13 protein-coding genes are annotated in these 16,008 nt (G+C 72.8%); 5 read left to right on the top strand and 8 right to left on the bottom strand.

Translation table 11 applies throughout. From position 1 onward, the window contains the following. Window positions 1–41: 41 nt before the first annotated feature. Both Q3W68_RS20860 and Q3W68_RS20855 read left to right on the top strand, forming a co-directional pair. Entirely contained in the window at window positions 42–590 is a 549-nt protein-coding gene (locus tag Q3W68_RS20860) for a hypothetical protein (RefSeq protein ID WP_302907047.1), read from the top strand. A gap of 40 nt (window positions 591–630) precedes the next feature. After that, window positions 631–1,521, top strand: coding sequence for an alpha/beta fold hydrolase (locus Q3W68_RS20855; RefSeq protein ID WP_302907046.1), 891 nt, complete (start codon window positions 631–633; stop codon window positions 1,519–1,521). Here the strand turns inward: Q3W68_RS20855 and Q3W68_RS20850 are convergent. Then, on the bottom strand, window positions 1,502–1,843 hold the full coding sequence (locus Q3W68_RS20850; protein ID WP_302907045.1) for a DUF3817 domain-containing protein: 342 nt from the start codon (window positions 1,841–1,843) through the stop codon (window positions 1,502–1,504). The genes Q3W68_RS20855 and Q3W68_RS20850 overlap by 20 nt on opposite strands. A gap of 186 nt (window positions 1,844–2,029) precedes the next feature. On the opposite strand from Q3W68_RS20850, the gene Q3W68_RS20845 reads away from it, so the two are divergent. Next, window positions 2,030–3,508, top strand: coding sequence for a glutamate--cysteine ligase (locus tag Q3W68_RS20845; protein WP_302907044.1), 1,479 nt, complete (start codon window positions 2,030–2,032; stop codon window positions 3,506–3,508). A 12-nt stretch (window positions 3,509–3,520) separates the two neighbouring features. On the opposite strand, the gene bla is transcribed toward Q3W68_RS20845, so the two are convergent. The 3 genes from bla to Q3W68_RS20830 all read right to left on the bottom strand — a co-directional run bounded on the left by bla (window position 3,521) and on the right by Q3W68_RS20830 (window position 5,600). After that, complete coding sequence (bla, locus tag Q3W68_RS20840; RefSeq protein WP_302907043.1) at window positions 3,521–4,459, bottom strand: class A beta-lactamase; 939 nt, start codon at window positions 4,457–4,459, stop codon at window positions 3,521–3,523. A gap of 198 nt (window positions 4,460–4,657) precedes the next feature. Then, window positions 4,658–5,266: a DUF6518 family protein gene (locus Q3W68_RS20835; protein ID WP_302907042.1), complete on the bottom strand. Its 609-nt coding sequence runs from the start codon at window positions 5,264–5,266 to the stop codon at window positions 4,658–4,660. A 43-nt stretch (window positions 5,267–5,309) separates the two neighbouring features. Then, a complete protein-coding gene (locus tag Q3W68_RS20830; protein WP_302907041.1) occupies window positions 5,310–5,600 on the bottom strand; it encodes a helix-turn-helix transcriptional regulator in 291 nt (96 codons plus the stop codon). Between the two features lie 67 nt (window positions 5,601–5,667). Between Q3W68_RS20830 and map the strand changes: the two genes are divergently transcribed. Then, window positions 5,668–6,441, top strand: coding sequence for a type I methionyl aminopeptidase (map, locus tag Q3W68_RS20825; RefSeq protein ID WP_302907040.1), 774 nt, complete (start codon window positions 5,668–5,670; stop codon window positions 6,439–6,441). Between the two features lie 84 nt (window positions 6,442–6,525). On the opposite strand, the gene treZ is transcribed toward map, so the two are convergent. From treZ to glgX, 3 genes are read right to left on the bottom strand one after another with little or no spacing between them, the layout of a single operon-like run. Further along, complete coding sequence (treZ, locus tag Q3W68_RS20820) at window positions 6,526–8,259, bottom strand: malto-oligosyltrehalose trehalohydrolase (RefSeq protein WP_302907039.1); 1,734 nt, start codon at window positions 8,257–8,259, stop codon at window positions 6,526–6,528. Further along, a complete protein-coding gene (gene treY, locus Q3W68_RS20815) occupies window positions 8,256–10,556 on the bottom strand; it encodes a malto-oligosyltrehalose synthase (RefSeq protein ID WP_302907038.1) in 2,301 nt (766 codons plus the stop codon). The genes treZ and treY overlap by 4 nt, the downstream gene beginning before the upstream one ends. Window positions 10,557–10,559: 3 nt before the next feature. Next, entirely contained in the window at window positions 10,560–12,680 is a 2,121-nt protein-coding gene (glgX, locus tag Q3W68_RS20810) for a glycogen debranching protein GlgX (RefSeq protein ID WP_302907037.1), read from the bottom strand. A 314-nt stretch (window positions 12,681–12,994) separates the two neighbouring features. Between glgX and Q3W68_RS20805 the strand changes: the two genes are divergently transcribed. Beyond that, window positions 12,995–14,392 (top strand): glycosyltransferase family 4 protein, encoded by a 1,398-nt coding sequence (locus Q3W68_RS20805; RefSeq protein ID WP_302907036.1) that lies wholly within the window; start codon window positions 12,995–12,997, stop codon window positions 14,390–14,392. A 177-nt stretch (window positions 14,393–14,569) separates the two neighbouring features. Here Q3W68_RS20805 and Q3W68_RS20800 read toward each other — a convergent pair whose 3' ends face one another. Next, entirely contained in the window at window positions 14,570–15,853 is a 1,284-nt protein-coding gene (locus tag Q3W68_RS20800; protein WP_302907035.1) for a citrate synthase, read from the bottom strand. Between the last annotated feature and the right edge of the window lie 155 nt (window positions 15,854–16,008).

Below are 16,008 nucleotides of genomic sequence, written 5' to 3'. Positions count from 1 at the left end.
CCGAAGGGCCGATACCATCTGTGCACGGAACGGGACTCTCGGTGGTGAACATGGACACGGAGCTGCACACCCGACGCGTCGTCCACCCGGCGGAACGCGTCGTCACCGGGCGGCTGGCCCGGTTGATGGACGGCTACGCCCGGGAGGTCCGGGTCGGGCAGCCGGCGCTCGTCGCGGTGCTGACGGCCGCGGGGGTGGTGGGGCTGCTGCTGAAGGTGGTACGCGCGTTGCTCAGCAGCGGCGGCGGCGGGGCCCGGCGCAGCTTCAAGGAGCTGAAGAAGGGGCCGGAGTTCCTGGTCACCCCGGTCCGGGTACGCGACACCGTCGGCCGGCTGGTCGAGGTCGAACTGCACGGCCACCTGCCGCAGAGCGCGCTGCACCCCGGCGACCACGTCCAGCTCACACTGCGGGCGCAACGCGACGAGGACCTGCCGCCACGGATCGAGCGGATCGTCAACCTGACCACCGGTCAGCTGCTCACGCCGCGTACCGCGACGCTCTGGTCGCATCTGGGCCCGGCGCTGCTCCTGCAGGCGATGCTCGGCGCCGTGCTGCTGCTCGGCGTGGCCGCCTGCTCCGCACTGACGTAAGCGGGTTTCCGCCCGGCCGCCGGTGGGCACCGCTGCGGCCATGTTCGCCGGATTCACGCTCACCGAGATCGACGTCGGCGCGGTCCGCCTGCGCGTACGCCACGGCGGCTCCGGGCCGCCGGTGGTGCTGCTGCACGGGCACCCGCGTACCCATGCGACCTGGCACCGGGTGGCGCCGCGGCTGGCCGCCCGGCACACGGTGATCTGCCCGGACCTGCGCGGCTACGGCGGGTCGTCGAAGCCGCCGAGCGACCCGGAGCACACTGTCTACTCCAAGCGGGCGATGGCCGCCGACGTGGTGGGCCTGCTGGACGCGCTCGGCCACCGCCGGGCCGCCGTGATCGGGCACGACCGCGGCGCGTACGTGGCCATGCGGACCGCCCTGGACCACCCGGACCGGGTGAGCCGCCTCGGCGTGCTGGACGGGGTGCCGATCGGCGAGGCGCTGGCCCGCTGCGACGCCCGGTTCGCCGCCCGCTGGTGGCACTGGTTCTTCCTCGGCCAGCTCGCCAAGCCGGCCGAGCGGGTGATCAACGCCGATCCGGACGCCTGGTACGGCGGATCACCGGAGGAGATGGGCGAGGCGGCGTACGCCGACTACCGGCGCGCCATCCACGATCCCGCGACGGTGCACGCCATGTGCGAGGACTACCGCGCCGGGCTCGGCCCGGACCGGGCGGCTGACGACGCGGACCGGGCCGCCGGGCGCCGAATCGGCTGCCCGGTGCTGTTCGCCTGGTCCGAGCGCGACGACATGGTCGACCTCTACGGCGACCCGGCCGCGATCTGGCGCGACTGGGCCGACGACGTGCGGACCGCGTCGATCCCGTCCGGTCACCACATGGCCGAGGAGGCGCCGCGGGAGCTGACCGACGTGCTGGCCGGCTTCCTCGCGGAGGATCTCGCCGCGGTCAGCGACCGGCGGGGGTGAGCGGCTGCTCCACCGGCGCCGGCGCGTCGAGCAGGCCCCGGCGGCTCGCCCAGCGCTCGAACAGCACCGTGGCGAACGGGGGCACCGCGCTGGCCAGGGCCAGCCCGGTCTGCACGAGCGTCCAGCGGCGCCGCAGGGCCACCACGAGCGTCAGCAGGCCGTAGACCACGAACAGTGCGCCGTGGATCGGGCCGAAGATCTTCACGCCGATCTCGTTGCCGGGCGGGCCGTACTTGACCGCCATGCCGGCCAGCAGCGCCGCCCACGAGCAACCCTCGGCGAACGCCGCCACCACGAACGCCCGGACCCACCCGTCGCGCATCAGCCACTCCCCTTCGCCGTCGGCGGCCATGCTAGCCGCCCGGGCCGGGTCGCCCGGACGGAACCCACTGCCCCGCGACGGGGATCACCGGGGCCGCCACGGGGTACAGAAAAGGGCCTCCGGGCCTTTCCTGACCCGCCACTCCGTGCGAGGTTGGGGAGAACCAACTGTGACAGGGTGGTGACCATGGGCGAGGACGTCGGCGTGCGTACCTTCAGCCGGGAGGACCGGGCCCGCTATCGCGAGAAGGTCCGGCGGTGCCTGGACGTGTTCGCCGAGATGCTGCGCGAGTCCCGGTTCGACGTGGAGCGGCCGATGACCGGCCTGGAGATCGAGCTGAACCTGGTCGACGACGGCTTCGACCCGGCCATGCGCAACGCCGACGTCCTGGAGGCGATCGCCGACCCGGCGTTCCAGACCGAGCTGGGCCAGTTCAACGTGGAGATCAACGTCGAGCCGCGGCGGCTCGCCGGCACCGGCACCGCCGCGTTCGAGGAGCACGTCCGGGCCAGCCTCAACGCCGCCGAGGAGAAGGCCCGGACGGTGGGCGCGCACATGGTGATGGTCGGCATCCTGCCGACGCTGCGCCCGGAGCACCTGACCGCCGAGACGCTGTCGGCCAATCCCCGGTACGCGCTGCTCAACGAGCAGATCTTCGCCGCCCGCGGCGAGGACCTGCCGATCGCGATCAGCGGGGTGGAGCGGCTGGCCACCACCGCCGACACGATCACGCCGGAGGCGGCGTGCACCAGCACCCAGTTCCACCTCCAGGTCAGCCCGGCGCAGTTCGCCGACTACTGGAACGCGGCCCAGGCCATCGCCGGCATCCAGGTGGCACTCGGTGCGAACTCCCCGCTGCTGTTCGGCCGGGAGCTGTGGCGCGAGACCCGGGTGCCGCTGTTCCAGCAGGCCACCGACACCCGGGCGGAGGAGATCAAGGCCCAGGGCGTACGCCCGCGGGTGTGGTTCGGCGAACGCTGGATCACCTCGGTGTTCGACTTGTTCGAGGAGAACGTCCGCTACTTCCCGGCGCTGCTGCCGGTCTGCGACCCGGAGGACCCGGCGGCCACTCTGCACAGCGGCGGGGTGCCGAAGCTGGCCGAGCTGCGGCTGCACAACGGCACCGTCTACCGGTGGAACCGACCGGTCTACGACGTGCTGAAGGGCCGGCCGCACCTGCGGGTGGAGAACCGGGTGCTGCCGGCCGGGCCGACGGTGCTGGACACCGTCGCCAACGGCGCGTTCTACTTCGGCCTGGTGCGTGCGCTCGCCGAGTCCGACCGTCCGCTGTGGTCGCAGATGTCGTTCAGCGCGGCCGAGGAGAACTTCAACGCCTGCGCCCGGCACGGCATCGACGCCCAGGTGTACTGGCCCGGGCTGGGCTACCTGCCGGTGACCGAGCTGGTGCTGCGCCGGCTGCTGCCGATGGCCCACCACGGGCTGGACCGGTGGGGCCTGGACCCGGCGGAACGGGACCGGCTGCTCGGCATCGTCGAACAGCGCTGCCTGACCGGCCGCAACGGGGCGACCTGGCAGGTGGAGACGCTGCACCGGCTGGAGTCGGCCGACCACCTGGACCGGCCGTCGGCGCTGCGCGAGGTGGTCCGCCACTACGTCGACCTGATGCACAGCAACCGGCCCGTGCACGAGTGGCCGATCCCCTGAGCCGGGTTCCCGTCAGCGCAACGCGGTCACCGTCGCCTGCGCGGCCTGCGCGACCAGGGCGTCGTCGGGCTTCGCGTCCCCGGTGTCGCGGCTGGTCATGACCGCGAGCACGATCGGCGCCCGGTCCGGCGGCCACACCACGGCGATGTCGTTGCGGGTGCCGTACCCGCCGGTGCCGGACTTGTCCGCCACCTGCCAGCCGGCCGGCACGCCGGCCCGGACCAGCCCGCTCCCGGTGGTGCTGGCCCGCATCCAGCCGAGCAGGAGGTCGCGGTCCGCGGGCGGCAGGGTCTCACCCAGCGCGTACGCCCGCAGCGAGCCGGCCAGCGCGCGGGGCGTGCTGGTGTCGCGCTCGTCGCCGGGCGTGGCCGCGTTGAGCTCCGGTTCGGTACGGACCGGCCGGGTGACCCGGTCGCCGACCTCCCGGAGCGCCCGCTCGAAGCCGGCCGGGCCGCCCAGCGCGTCGAACAGCAGGTTGCCGGCGGTGTTGTCGCTGTACCGCACCGCCGCCTCGGCGGCGTCCCGCAACGTCATCCCGGTCTCCACGTGCCGTTCGGTCACCGGGGAGTGCGCCACCAGGTCCGCCCGCCGATACCGGACCACCCGGTCCCGCTCGGCGTCGGACGTGGCGGCCAGCATCGCGCCCGCCGCCAGCGCCTTGCACGTCGAGGCGTACGCGAACCGCTCGTCGGCGCGGTGCGCGAGGGTGCGGCCGGTGCCGGTGTCGACGGCGTAGACGCCGATCCGGGCGCCGGAGCGCCGTTCCAGGGCGGCCAGTTCGGCCGGCGCGGGCACCGGTTCGGCGCTTGCCGTGGCGTCCGGTGTGGCGCTCGCCGTGGCCGTGGCCGGGGCGCTGGTGGGCGGCGCGGCTTCGGGCCGGTCAGTGGTGCAGCCGGCCACCAGAGCCGTCGCCGTGAGCATCGCCGCCGCGAGCACCTGCCGTCGGATCACCCGTCTCCTCCCCCGTCGTCCGGACCACGCCGTTCTCGGGCCATTGTCGCCGATCCCGGTCGGGCGGGTGGGCCACCGCCTCGGCCGGCGCGGCCTCCCGGCACCCCGGCTCGGCGCCTACCCGGTGGCCCGCCTGCCCGGTGGCCCGCTTGCCGGGTGGCCCGCCTGCCCGACTGCCCGCCTGCCGTCGCGGCGGGGTCAGCCCGCGACGGCGGAGAACGTGACCGCGCCCGCCGCGACCAGCGGTACCGCCACCGCGGCGGCCAGCAGCCGTACCCTCGCGGACCGGCCGATCAGGAGGACCAGCAGCGCGGCGAGCGCGAGGTCGATCGCCACGTTCCACCACGCTCCGGGATAGCCGGACCGCGACTTCAGCGCGAACCGCAGGGCCTCCTCGACGAAGACGGCCACCGGCAGCGCGGTCCCGACGACGCGCCGCCACCCCTCGGTCCGCGCCCAGATGCCGGCGACGCCGAACACCACGCCCGCCACCACGCCGAACGCCATCCAGACGATCGAGGTGGGCGACCAGATCACGGCGAGGTCGTCACCCTGGAGCAGCGTCGCCGCCAGGTAGTAGCTGGGCACCGCGACGACGAGCAGGGCGCTTGCCGCGACGGCGGCGCGCACCGCGCCGGACCGGATCCACCAGCCAAGTGCGAACGCGGCGACCGCCCAGGTGGCGGTGGAGTTGCCGAGTTCGGCGAACGGGAACGGCACCCACTTGATCCAGACGAAGTCCAGGAAGCCGAGCAGGAAACCGGCGACGGGGACGACGAGGGCGACGGTGCGACGTGAGGGTGGCATGGAGGGGAGCATACTCAGTATGCTCACCGGGCCGTCAGGGTGCCTACGAGGCCAGCCGCCGCCCGGACGGCGCAAGACGCACCGCGCCGTCGGACCTGTTGATCTCGGACCACACCTCGTCGAGGGAGAGGCCGAGGACGTCGGCGATGGCCGCGATGGTGGGGAACGCCGGCGTGGCGACCCGGCCGGACTCGATCTTCCGGAGCGTCTCCGGGGAGACGCCCGCGTCGAGCGCGGTGAGCAGCATCGAACGCTCACCCCGGGCTCGCCGCAGGAGCGCGCCGAGGCGCTGGCCGCGTTCGACCTCGGCGGGGGTGAGTGGCAACCTGACCATGGCAGGATTCTAATACCGGGATAACATGACCGGGATACTTATTGGTCCCGCGAGGAGAGGCGCCTGCATGATCGAGATCCTGAGCCCCACCGACGTCCGGCGGGCGCGGGACACCGGCGCCCTGGTCGCCCACATCCTGCAGACGCTGCGCGGCAGCACCACTGTCGGCACCAACCTGCTCGACATCGACAGGCAGGCCCAGCGCATGATCGCCGAGGCCGGGGCGCAGTCCTGCTACGTCGACTACGCGCCGTCCTTCGGACGCGGGCCGTTCGGCCACTACATCTGCACCTCGGTCAACGACGCGGTGCTGCACGGGCTGCCGCACGACTACGCGCTGGCCGACGGCGACCTGCTGAGCCTCGACCTGGCCGTCTCGCTGGGCGGCGTGGTGGCCGACTCCGCGATCAGCTTCATCGTCGGCGACGCCCGGCCCGCGGAGAGCATCGCGCTGATCGACGCCACCGAACGGGCGCTGCGCGCGGGGATCGGGGCGGCCGGTCCCGGCGCCCGGGTCGGCGACCTCTCGCACGCCATCGGCTCGGTCCTCACCGAGGCCGGATACTCGGTCAACACCGAGTTCGGCGGGCACGGCGTCGGGTCGACGATGCACCAGGACCCGCACGTGTCGAACACCGGGCGGCCCGGGCGCGGCTACACGCTGCGTCCCGGGCTGCTGCTGGCGCTGGAACCCTGGGTGATGGCGGACACCGCCACGCTGGTCACCGACGCCGACGGGTGGACGCTGCGCAGCGCGACGGGCTGCCGCACCGCGCACAGCGAGCACACCATCGCCATCACCGACGACGGCGCGGAGATCCTCACCCTGCCGAGGTCGTGACGCCCGTCGTGGCCCGCACCGGCGCGAGGAACTCGGGCACGCCGACGCCGAGGCGGTGCGGCGCAAGCTTCACCGGTGAGACGGTCAGAGCGCCACGATCGCGGCCGACTCCGGCGGCAGCTCGATGCCGTCGCGCATCACCGTGACGCCCTCCGACGTGGCGAGCAGCACCCGGCGTACCACCCCGGGCAGGTTGATCCGCTGCGCCCGGTCGGCCAGGTTGGCCACCACGAGCGTCTCGCCGCGCCGCATCACCAGGAACCGGTCGCCGTGGCGCACGTCGACCCGGTCCAGCCGGGGGTCGGACAGGTCGGCCCGGGAGCGGCGCAGCGCGATCAGCCGCCGGTACAGGTCGTACGTCTCGCGGTGCTCCGGCTTGTCCAGCTCGGCCCAGTCCAGCCGGGACCGCAGGAACGTCTGCGGGTCCTGCGGGTCGGGCACGTCGTCGGTGGCCCAGCCGTGGGTGGCGAACTCCCGCCGGCGGCCGGTGGCCACCGCCGTCGCCAGTTCCGGCTCGGGATGGCTGGTGAAGAACTGCCACGGCGTGGAGGCAGCCCACTCCTCCCCCATGAACAGCATCGGCGTGAACGGCGCGGTCATCAGCAGCGTCGCGCCGACGCGCAGCAGGCCGGGCGACAGCGTTGCGGAGATCCGGTCGCCGGTGGCCCGGTTGCCGATCTGGTCGTGATTCTGCAGGTACGCCACGAACCGGTGGCCGGGCGTGCGCTGCCGGTCGACCGGGCGGCCGTGGCTGCGGCCGCGGAAGCTGGACCAGGTGCCGGCGTGGAAGAAGCCGCCGGTCAGCACGTCGGTGAGGCATTCGAGGGAGCCGAAGTCGCCGTAGTAGCCCTGCCGTTCGCCGGTGAGCAGCGTGTGCAGCGCGTGGTGGGCGTCGTCGTTCCACTGGGCGTGCAGGCCGTACCCGCCCGCCTCCCGAGGGGTGATCAGGCGCGGGTCGTTGAGGTCGCTCTCGGCGATCAGCGACAGCGGCCGCCCGAGGTGCGTCGACAGCGCCTCCACCTCGGCGGCGACCTCCTCCAGCCAGTGCACCGCCCGGCCGTCCGGCATGGCGTGCACGGCGTCCAGCCGCAGCCCGTCGACGTGGTAGTCGCGCAGCCAGCCCAGCACGCTGTCGGCGATGTAGCGGCGGACCCCGTCGGAGTGCGGGCCGTCCAGGTTGACGGTGCGGCCCCAGGTGTTGCTCTGCTCGGTGAGGTACGGCGCGAACCGCGGCGCGTAGGCCCCGGAGGGCCCGAAATGGTTGTAGACGACGTCGAGGATCACCCCCAGGCCCCTGGCGTGGGCGGCGTCGACGAACCGTTTCAGGCCGTCCGGGCCGCCGTACGGCTCGTGCGGGGCGTACCAGCAGACGCCGTCGTAGCCCCAGTTGTGCTCGCCGTTGAACGCGTTCACCGGCAGCAGCTCGACCATGTCGACGCCGAGGTCGACCAGGTGGTCGAGCTTCGCGATCGCCCCGTCGAACGTGCCCTCCGGGGTGAACGTGCCGATGTGCAGCTCGTACAGCACGCTGCCGGGCAGTTGCCGGCCGGTCCAGGCGGCGTCGGTCCAGCCGAACGCGCCGTGGTCGTAGAGCCGGCTGGGCCCGTGCACCCCGGCCGGCTGCCAGGCCGAGCGGGGGTCGGGCAGCGCCTGCTCGTCGTCGTCGAGCAGGAAGGCGTAGTCGGTGCCCGGCCCCGCGTCGGGCACCTCGACCCGCCACCAGCCGTCCGGCCCGGAACGCATCGCGTGGTCGGCGGCGCCGGGCAGGCGCAGCCGCACCCGGGCGGCTTCGGGCGCCCACACCGTGAACTCGGTCATGCGGCGGCCTCCACAGAGTCGGTGGGTGCGAGGAGGGCGACGGGATAGGTGCTCAGCAGATCATCCAGGAGCAGCTCAGAACCACTGTAGACCCGCCCGGTGAACAAGTCGGTGCACTGATGAACGGGAAATGACACGGTCGTGTCCCGCCAGCCGCCGGAGCGGGCCAGCCGCAGCGGCAGCCGGGTCGCCACCGCCACCGCGCCGCCGCGGTCGAAGGCCACCGCGTGCGCGGCGGCCGGGCCGCGCGCCGGCACCGGCCGGTAGCCGGCGAACAGGTCCGGGCGGTCGCGGCGCAGCCGCAGCGTCCGGGACACCACGAGCAGCTTGGCCGCGCCGTCGCCGGCCACCGCGGGCCGCCAGCCGGCGTCGAGCCGGGCCAGCATGTCCCGGCGTACGGCGAAGTCGACCGGCCGCCGGTTGTCCGGGTCGACGAGCGAGTTCTCCCACAGCTCGGTGCCCTGGTAGACGTCGGGCACGCCGGGCATGGCGAGCTGCACCAGCTTCTGCCCGAGCGCGTTCGACCAGCCGGGCGGCGTGATCTCGGCGGCGAACGCGGTGATCTGCGCGTGCAGCTCCGGGTCGTCGTACATCCGGTCGACCAGGGCGTGCAGCTCGTGCTCGGAGGCCGGGTCCGGATCGGCCCAGCTCGTGGTGACCGACGCCTCCCGGGCGGCCTTCTCGGCGTACCCGTGCAGTCTCTCCCGTTCGATCGGCCACGCCCCGACGGCGGTCTGCCACAGCAGGTGGGCCAGCGCGGGGTCGGCCAGCGGCGCGCGCGACATCCAGTCGGCGACCCGCTCGGCCCAGCGGCCGGGCAGCTCGGACAGCACCGCGAGGCGGGCGCGGACGTCCTCGCCGCGCTTGGTGTCGTGGGTCGACAGCGTGGTCATGCTCGCCGGCCACCGCACCTGGCGGGCGGCGGCGAACCGGTGCAGCTCGGCCGCAGGCACGCCGAAGTGGGCCGGGCTGCCGCCGACCTCGTTCAGCGCGACGAACCGGCTCCACCTGTAGTACGCGGTGTCCTCCACGCCCTTGGCCATCACCGCGCCGGTGAGCTGCGGGAACCGGGCGGCCAGCTCGTGGCCGGGATCGCGCAGCCGGGCGGTGACCGCGTCCAGCACGCCGGTCAGGTCGGGGCGGCGGCGGCCCGCCTCGGCGCGGGCGGCGGCCAGGTGCCGGGCGCCGGAGGGCGGGTAGCCGCGGTAGACCGGGAAGCAGGCGGCCAGCTCGGCCAGGGCGGCGCGGACCTGCTCGCCGGGCAGCTCGGGCACGAGCGCGGCCAGGCGGGTCAGCTCGGCGGCGAGCAGCCGGGTGGCGGCCTCCAGCTTTGTGTCGTGCGTCAGGTCGGCCCAGGAGGTGTGCCGCCCGGTCAGCCGGCCGTCGAGCGTGGTGAACTCCGCTTCGGCGTCCGGGTCCACGAACAGTCCGGACACCGCGGCCAGCGCGTCGTAGCCGGTGGTGCCGTCGACCGGCCAGTCCGGCAGGTCCTCGCCGTACTCCAGGATCTTCTCCACCACCAGCCAGCGCTCCGGCGCGGCGGCGCGCAACCGGGCCAGATAGCCGGCCGGGTCGCGCAGCCCGTCCGGGTGGTCGACGCGGATGCCGTCGACCTCCCCGGCGCCGACCCAGCGCAGGATCTCCGCGTGGGTGGCGTCGAAGACCTCCGGGTCCTCCACCCGCAGGCCGGCCAGGTCGGACACGGCGAAGAACCGGCGGTACGTCAGCTCGGCGTCGCCGCGCCGCCAGTTCACCAGCTCGTAGTGCTGCCGGTCGTGCACCTGCCGGGGCGTGCCCTCGCCGGTGCCGTCGGCCACCGGGAAGCGGTGCTCGTGGTAGCGCAGCTCCCCGTCGACGAGCTTCAGGTCGTCGAGCGCGTCGGCGCTGTCGGCGAGCACCGGCAGCAGCAGCCGGCCCCGGTCCCAGTCGATGTCGAACCAGCGTGCGTACGCCGAGTCACGTCCCCGCCGCAGCACGTCCCACCAGGCCGGGTTGGCCTCGGGCCGGGCCACCCCGGCGTGGTTGGGCACGATGTCCACGACCAGGCCCAGCCCGGGCGCGCGCAGCGCGCGGACCAGCCGCGCCCGGGCGGCCTCGCCGCCGAGCTGCGGGTTGACCGCGCGGTGGTCGACCACGTCGTAGCCGTGCGTGGAGCCGGGTGTGGCGGTGAGCAGGGGCGCGGTGTAGAGGTGGGTGACGCCGAGCGCGGCGAGGTAGCCCGCCAGCTCGGCCGTGGCGTCCAGGTCGAAGCCGGGACGCACCTGCACCCGGTACGTCGAGCGGGGGGTGTCGGGCATCGGTCAGGCCGTCCTCTCCAGGACCAGCAGCGAGCGGTCCGGCACGCAGACCGTGCCGCCCGCCTCGACGAGCGTCGTCTTCTCCGGATCGGGTTCCGCGGTGCTGATCACCAGCTCCCACCGGGTGCCGAACTCCTCGCCGGGCAGCGTGAAGTCCAGCGCCGCGTCGTGCGCGTTGAACAGCAGCAGGAAGGAGCTGTCCCGGTGGCGTTGGCCGTACTGGCCGCGTTCGCCGATGCCGTCGCCGTTGACGAACAGGGCCACCGAGCGGCCGAAGTCGTTGCCCCAGTCCTCGCCGGTCATCTCCCGGCCGTCCGGGGTGTACCAGGCCAGGTCCGGCAGCCCGGAGCCGGCGGCCCGGCCGCCCACCGGCAGGCCGGTGAAGAACCGGCGGCGGCGGAACACCTGGTGCCGGTTGCGGAACTCGGTGAGCCGGCGGACGAAGTCCAGCAGGTCGGTCTCGGCCCGGTCCCAGTCCACCCAGGCCAGCTCGCTGTCCTGGCAGTAGGCGTTGTTGTTGCCGCGCTGGGTGCGGCCCATCTCGTCGCCGTGGCCGAGCATCGGCACGCCCTGGGACAGGATCAGCGTGGCCAGGAAGTTGCGCCGCTGCCGAGTCCGCAGCGCGAGCACGCCCGGGTCGTCGGTCTCCCCCTCGACGCCGCAGTTCCAGGACCGGTTGTGGCTCTCGCCGTCCCGGTTGTCCTCGCCGTTCGCCTCGTTGTGCTTGTCGTTGTAGGAGACCAGGTCGGTGAGCGTGAACCCGTCGTGGCAGGTGACGAAGTTGATGCTGTGGAACGGGCGGCGGCCGTCGTCCTGGTAGAGGTCGGCGGAGCCGGAGATGCGGGAGGCGAACTCGGCGAGCGTGGCCGGCTCGCCCCGCCAGAAGTCGCGTACGGTGTCGCGGTACTTGCCGTTCCACTCGGTCCACTGCGGCGGGAAGTTGCCGACCTGGTAGCCGCCGGGGCCCACGTCCCACGGCTCGGCGATCAACTTCACCCGGCCGACCACCGGATCCTGCTGCACCACCTCGAAGAACGTGGACAGGCGGTCCACCTCGTAGAACTCGCGGGCCAGCGTGGCGGCCAGGTCGAACCGGAAGCCGTCGACGTGCATCTCGGTCACCCAGTAGCGCAGGGAATCCATGATCAGCTGGAGTGAGTGCGGGCTGCGCACGTTGAGGCTGTTGCCGGTGCCGGTGTAGTCGACGAAGTAGCGCCTGTCGTCCTCGGAGAGCCGGTAGTAGCTCGGGGTGTCGATGCCCTTGAAGCTCAGCGACGGGCCGAGGTGGTTGCCCTCGGCCGTGTGGTTGTAGACCACGTCGAGGATGACCTCGATGCCGGCGGCGTGCAGCGCCTTGACCATGCCCCGGAACTCCTGGACCTGCTGGCCCAGGCGGCCCAGCGCGGAGTAGCCGTGGTGCGGGGCGAAGAAGCCGATGGTGTTGTAGCCCCAGTAGTTGCGCAGCCCCAGGTCGGCCAGGCGGTGGTCGTGCACGAACTCGTGCACCGGCATCAGCTCCACCGCCGTCACACCGAGCCGCTTGAAGTGCTCGATCATCACCGGTGAGGCGATGGCCGCGTACGTGCCGCGCAGCTCCTCCGGGATGTCCGGGTGGCGCATGGTCAGGCCGCGCACGTGCGCCTCGTAGATCACCGAGTGGTGGTACGGGGTGCGCGGCGGCCGGTCGTTGCCCCAGTCGAAGTACGGGTTCACCACCACCGACTTCGGCATGTACGGCGCCGAGTCGGCGGTGTTCATCCGGTCCGGGTCGCCGCCGACCTCGTAGTCGTAGACCGACGGGTGCCAGGTGACCTCACCGTCGACCGCCTTCGCGTACGGGTCGAGCAGCAGCTTGTGCGGGTTGCAGCGCAGCCCCTCGGCCGGGTTCCACGGCCCGTGCACCCGGTAGCCGTAGCGCTGGCCGGGCTCGACGCCGGGGATGTAGGCGTGCCAGACGTACGCGTCGACCTCGCGCAGCTCCACCCGGCGCTCGGTGCCGATGTCCCACTCGTCGAACAGGCACAGCTCGATCTTCTCCGCCACCTCGGAGAAGATCGCGAAGTTGGTGCCCATCCCGTCGTACGTGGCGCCGAGGGGGTAGCTATCGCCCGGCCAGACCTGCATGTCGCTCCTTCGGCCCATGATCGTGAGCGCACCGGACAGGGGGAACCGCCGATGCGCACGCCGGTGATGCCCAGTCGTAGCCGCGGCCAATCCATCCGTTCGGACCGTAACCGAATCCACCCTCCTGAGAACGGATAGACGTTCGGGTGTCATCCGTCACGATCGCCCTTTTCGAGATGCGCGCCGGACGCGGATGGACTTTCCTGGATGCGGACCTGCGCCCGCGGGTCCGCCCGGCCGTTCGGCCACCCCCATCACCGCTCGACGCCGCCACCGCAGCCGGCGTGCCTCACCATGCATGGACGGAGATCGACGTGACCACTCTGCGGGTCGGCGCTCAGCCCGCCACCGCGACGGACCGGCTCCACCGGCCCACCCTCACCTCCCGCCCGGCCCCGCCGTCGCCGGCCGGGGTCGCGCCCAGGACCCGGCGCATCCTGATGCTGTCGTGGGAGTACCCGCCGGTGCTCGTCGGCGGCCTCGGCCGCCACGTCCACGCGCTGTCCGTCGCCCTGGCCGCCGCCGGGCACGAGGTCACAGTCGTCACCCGCCACGCCGAGGGCGCTCCCCTGGAGGAGTACGCCGACGGCGTGCGCGTCGTCCGCGCCGCCGAGGACCCGGTCCGGTTCCCGCTCGCCACCGATTCGCTGCTGGCCTGGACGATGGCGTTCAACCACACGCTCACCCGGGCCGCGCTGCGCGCCGCCTCCGCCGGCACGTACGACGTCATCCACGCCCACGACTGGCTCGTCGCGCACACCGCTGTCACGCTGCGCGAGCACCTCGACGTCCCGCTGGTCAGCACCATCCACGCCACCGAGGCGGGCCGGCACCAGGGCTGGCTGCCGGAGGAGATGAACCGCACCATCCACGGCGTCGAGCACTGGCTGGCCGGCGAGTCCGGCCGCGTGATCGTCTGCTCCGGGTACATGCGCGACGAGGTGGGCGCGCTGTTCGGGGTGGACGCCGCCCGCGTCGACGTGGTGCCCAACGGCGTCGAGCCGCACCGCTGGCGGGTGCCCGCCTCGGCGGTCGCCGCCGCCCGGGCCCGGTTCGCCGCCGACGGCCCGCTGGTCACGTTCGCCGGGCGCCTCGTGTACGAGAAGGGCGTGCAGCACCTGCTGGCCGGGCTGCCCCGGCTGCGGGACCGGCACCCCGGGCTGCGCGCGGTGATCGTCGGCGACGGGCCGTACAAGGCGGACCTGGAGGCCGAGGTGCACCGCCTCGGGCTGGGCGCCACTGTGAGCATGCCCGGGTTCCTCGGCGGCACCGACCTGCCCGCCGTGATGGCCGCCTCGGACTGCTTCGCGGTGCCGAGCATCTACGAGCCGTTCGGCATGGTCGCGCTGGAGGGTGCGGCCGCCGGCGCCCCGCTGGCTGTCGCCCGTACCGGCGGGCTGGCCGAGATCGTGGAGCCGGGCGTCACCGGCATGACGTTCGCCCCGCACGACCCGGACGGGCTGGCCGAGGCGGTGCACACGCTGCTGTCCGACCGGGACCGGGCACGTGCGCTCGCCCGGCGGGCCCGCGCCATGGTGCACGAGCAGTACGGCTGGGCCGCAATCGCGTCCCGCACCGCCGCCGCGTACGCCACCGCCATCGCCGGCGACCCCGCGTTCACGGCCGCCCGCGCCGAGCACCGCATGGCCCACGGCCACGCGACCCCGCACGTCCCCGACGGCAACCTCCTCACCGCCGCCGGCTTGCGGTAAGGAAGGGCCCCTTCTTAACGCCTGCGGTAGAGGAAGGGCCCCTTGTTAACACCTCCACCCCGGTGCACGCGCGGAAAGGCCGCCGACCCGAGCAGGTCGGCGGCCTTCGTCGTCCGCGTGTTAATAGGGGGCCCCTCCTCTACCGGAGGCGTTAACAAGGGGCCCTTCCTTGCACGCTCAGCGCTTGTCGGCGGGGACGTAGTCCCGCTCGGTGGCGCCGGTGTAGATCTGCCGCGGACGACCGATCTTGGTCTCCGGGTCGTTGATCATCTCGCGCCACTGCGCGATCCAGCCGGGCAGCCGGCCGAGCGCGAACAGCACCGTGAACATCTTGGTGGGGAAGCCCATGGCCTTGTAGATCAGGCCGGTGTAGAAGTCCACGTTCGGGTAGAGCCGCCGGGACACGAAGAAGTCGTCGGCGAGCGCGATCTCCTCCAGCTGCACCGCGAGGTCCAGCAGCGGGTCCGGCTTGGCCATCCGGCCGAGCACGTCCTGGGCGGCCTTCTTCACGATGGCGGCGCGCGGGTCGTAGTTCTTGTAGACCCGGTGCCCGAAGCCCATCAGCTTCACGCCGTCCTGCTTGTCCTTCACCTTCTGCACGAAGGAGCGGACGTCGCCGCCGTCGGCCTGGATCTTCTGGAGCATCTCCAGCACGGCCTGGTTGGCGCCGCCGTGCAGCGGGCCGAACAGCGCGTTCACGCCGGCCGAGACCGAGGCGAACAGGTTGGCGTTGCTGGAGCCGACGAGCCGCACGGTCGAGGTGGAGCAGTTCTGCTCGTGGTCGGCGTGCAGGATGAACAGCATGTCCAGCACCCGGGCCACCACCGGGTCGACCTCGTACGGCTCGGCCGGTACGCCGAACGTCATCCGCAGGAAGTTCTCGACGTAGCCGAGCGAGTTGTCCGGGTACAGCAGCGGCTGCCCGATCGACTTCTTGTACGCGTACGAGGCGATGGTCGGGACCTTCGCCATCAGGCGCACCGTGGACATCTCCACGTGCTCGGAGTCGAACGGGTCCAGGCTGTCCTGGTAGAAGGTCGAGATGGCGCTGACGGCCGAGGAGAGCACGGCCATCGGGTGCGCGTCGCGGGGGAAGCCGTCGAAGAAGCGGCGCATCTCCTCGTGCAGCAGGGAGTGGCGCCGGATCCGCTCGCTGAACTCGGTGAGCTGCGTCTGGGACGGCAGCTCGCCGTAGATCAGCAGGTACGAGACCTCCAGGAAGGAGGACTTCTCGGCCAGCTGGTCGATCGGGTAGCCGCGGTACCGCAGGATGCCGGCATCACCGTCGATGTAGGTGATGGCGGACGAGCAGGACGCGGTGTTCACGAAACCGGGGTCGTAGGTGGTCATCCCGGTTTCCTTGAGCAGCTTGCTCACCCCGATCCCGGCGGGGCCCTCAACCGCGGACTGCACCGGCATCGACAGCTGCCCACCGGGGTGGTCGAGCTTGACTTCCGTCATCTGTTCCTCGCTTCGCCGGCAAGATCTTCGTTGAATTGCCTTCGCTTCTACCGTAATCACGGCGCGGAGGACACCGCTCGTCATGGTTTCGGGGTGAGGTGTGCGTCACCTGTTTCCCGGCCAGCCGGTCCGGAAACCGGATGGGAGCGCGGCCA

The sequence above is a fragment of the Micromonospora sp. C28ISP2-4 genome, from assembly GCF_030519385.1.
In the GTDB taxonomy this organism is placed as follows: Bacteria; Actinomycetota; Actinomycetes; order Mycobacteriales; family Micromonosporaceae; genus Micromonospora; species Micromonospora tulbaghiae.
This window is presented reverse-complemented; position numbering and strand designations above follow the sequence as displayed.

What these genes read in the sequence shown, in the direction of transcription:
- Q3W68_RS20855 (WP_302907046.1), top strand. Translation starts at nt 631, where the DNA reads ATGTTCGCCGGATTCACGCTCACCGAGATCGACGTCGGCGCGGTCCGC.
- Q3W68_RS20850 (WP_302907045.1), bottom strand. Translation starts at nt 1,843, where the DNA reads ATGCGCGACGGGTGGGTCCGGGCGTTCGTGGTGGCGGCGTTCGCCGAG.
- Q3W68_RS20845 (WP_302907044.1), top strand. Translation starts at nt 2,030, where the DNA reads ATGGGCGAGGACGTCGGCGTGCGTACCTTCAGCCGGGAGGACCGGGCC.
- Q3W68_RS20835 (WP_302907042.1), bottom strand. Translation starts at nt 5,266, where the DNA reads ATGCCACCCTCACGTCGCACCGTCGCCCTCGTCGTCCCCGTCGCCGGT.
- Q3W68_RS20830 (WP_302907041.1), bottom strand. Translation starts at nt 5,600, where the DNA reads ATGGTCAGGTTGCCACTCACCCCCGCCGAGGTCGAACGCGGCCAGCGC.
- map (WP_302907040.1), top strand. Translation starts at nt 5,668, where the DNA reads ATGATCGAGATCCTGAGCCCCACCGACGTCCGGCGGGCGCGGGACACC.
- treZ (WP_302907039.1), bottom strand. Translation starts at nt 8,259, where the DNA reads ATGACCGAGTTCACGGTGTGGGCGCCCGAAGCCGCCCGGGTGCGGCTG.
- treY (WP_302907038.1), bottom strand. Translation starts at nt 10,556, where the DNA reads ATGCCCGACACCCCCCGCTCGACGTACCGGGTGCAGGTGCGTCCCGGC.
- glgX (WP_302907037.1), bottom strand. Translation starts at nt 12,680, where the DNA reads ATGCAGGTCTGGCCGGGCGATAGCTACCCCCTCGGCGCCACGTACGAC.
- Q3W68_RS20800 (WP_302907035.1), bottom strand. Translation starts at nt 15,853, where the DNA reads ATGACGGAAGTCAAGCTCGACCACCCCGGTGGGCAGCTGTCGATGCCG.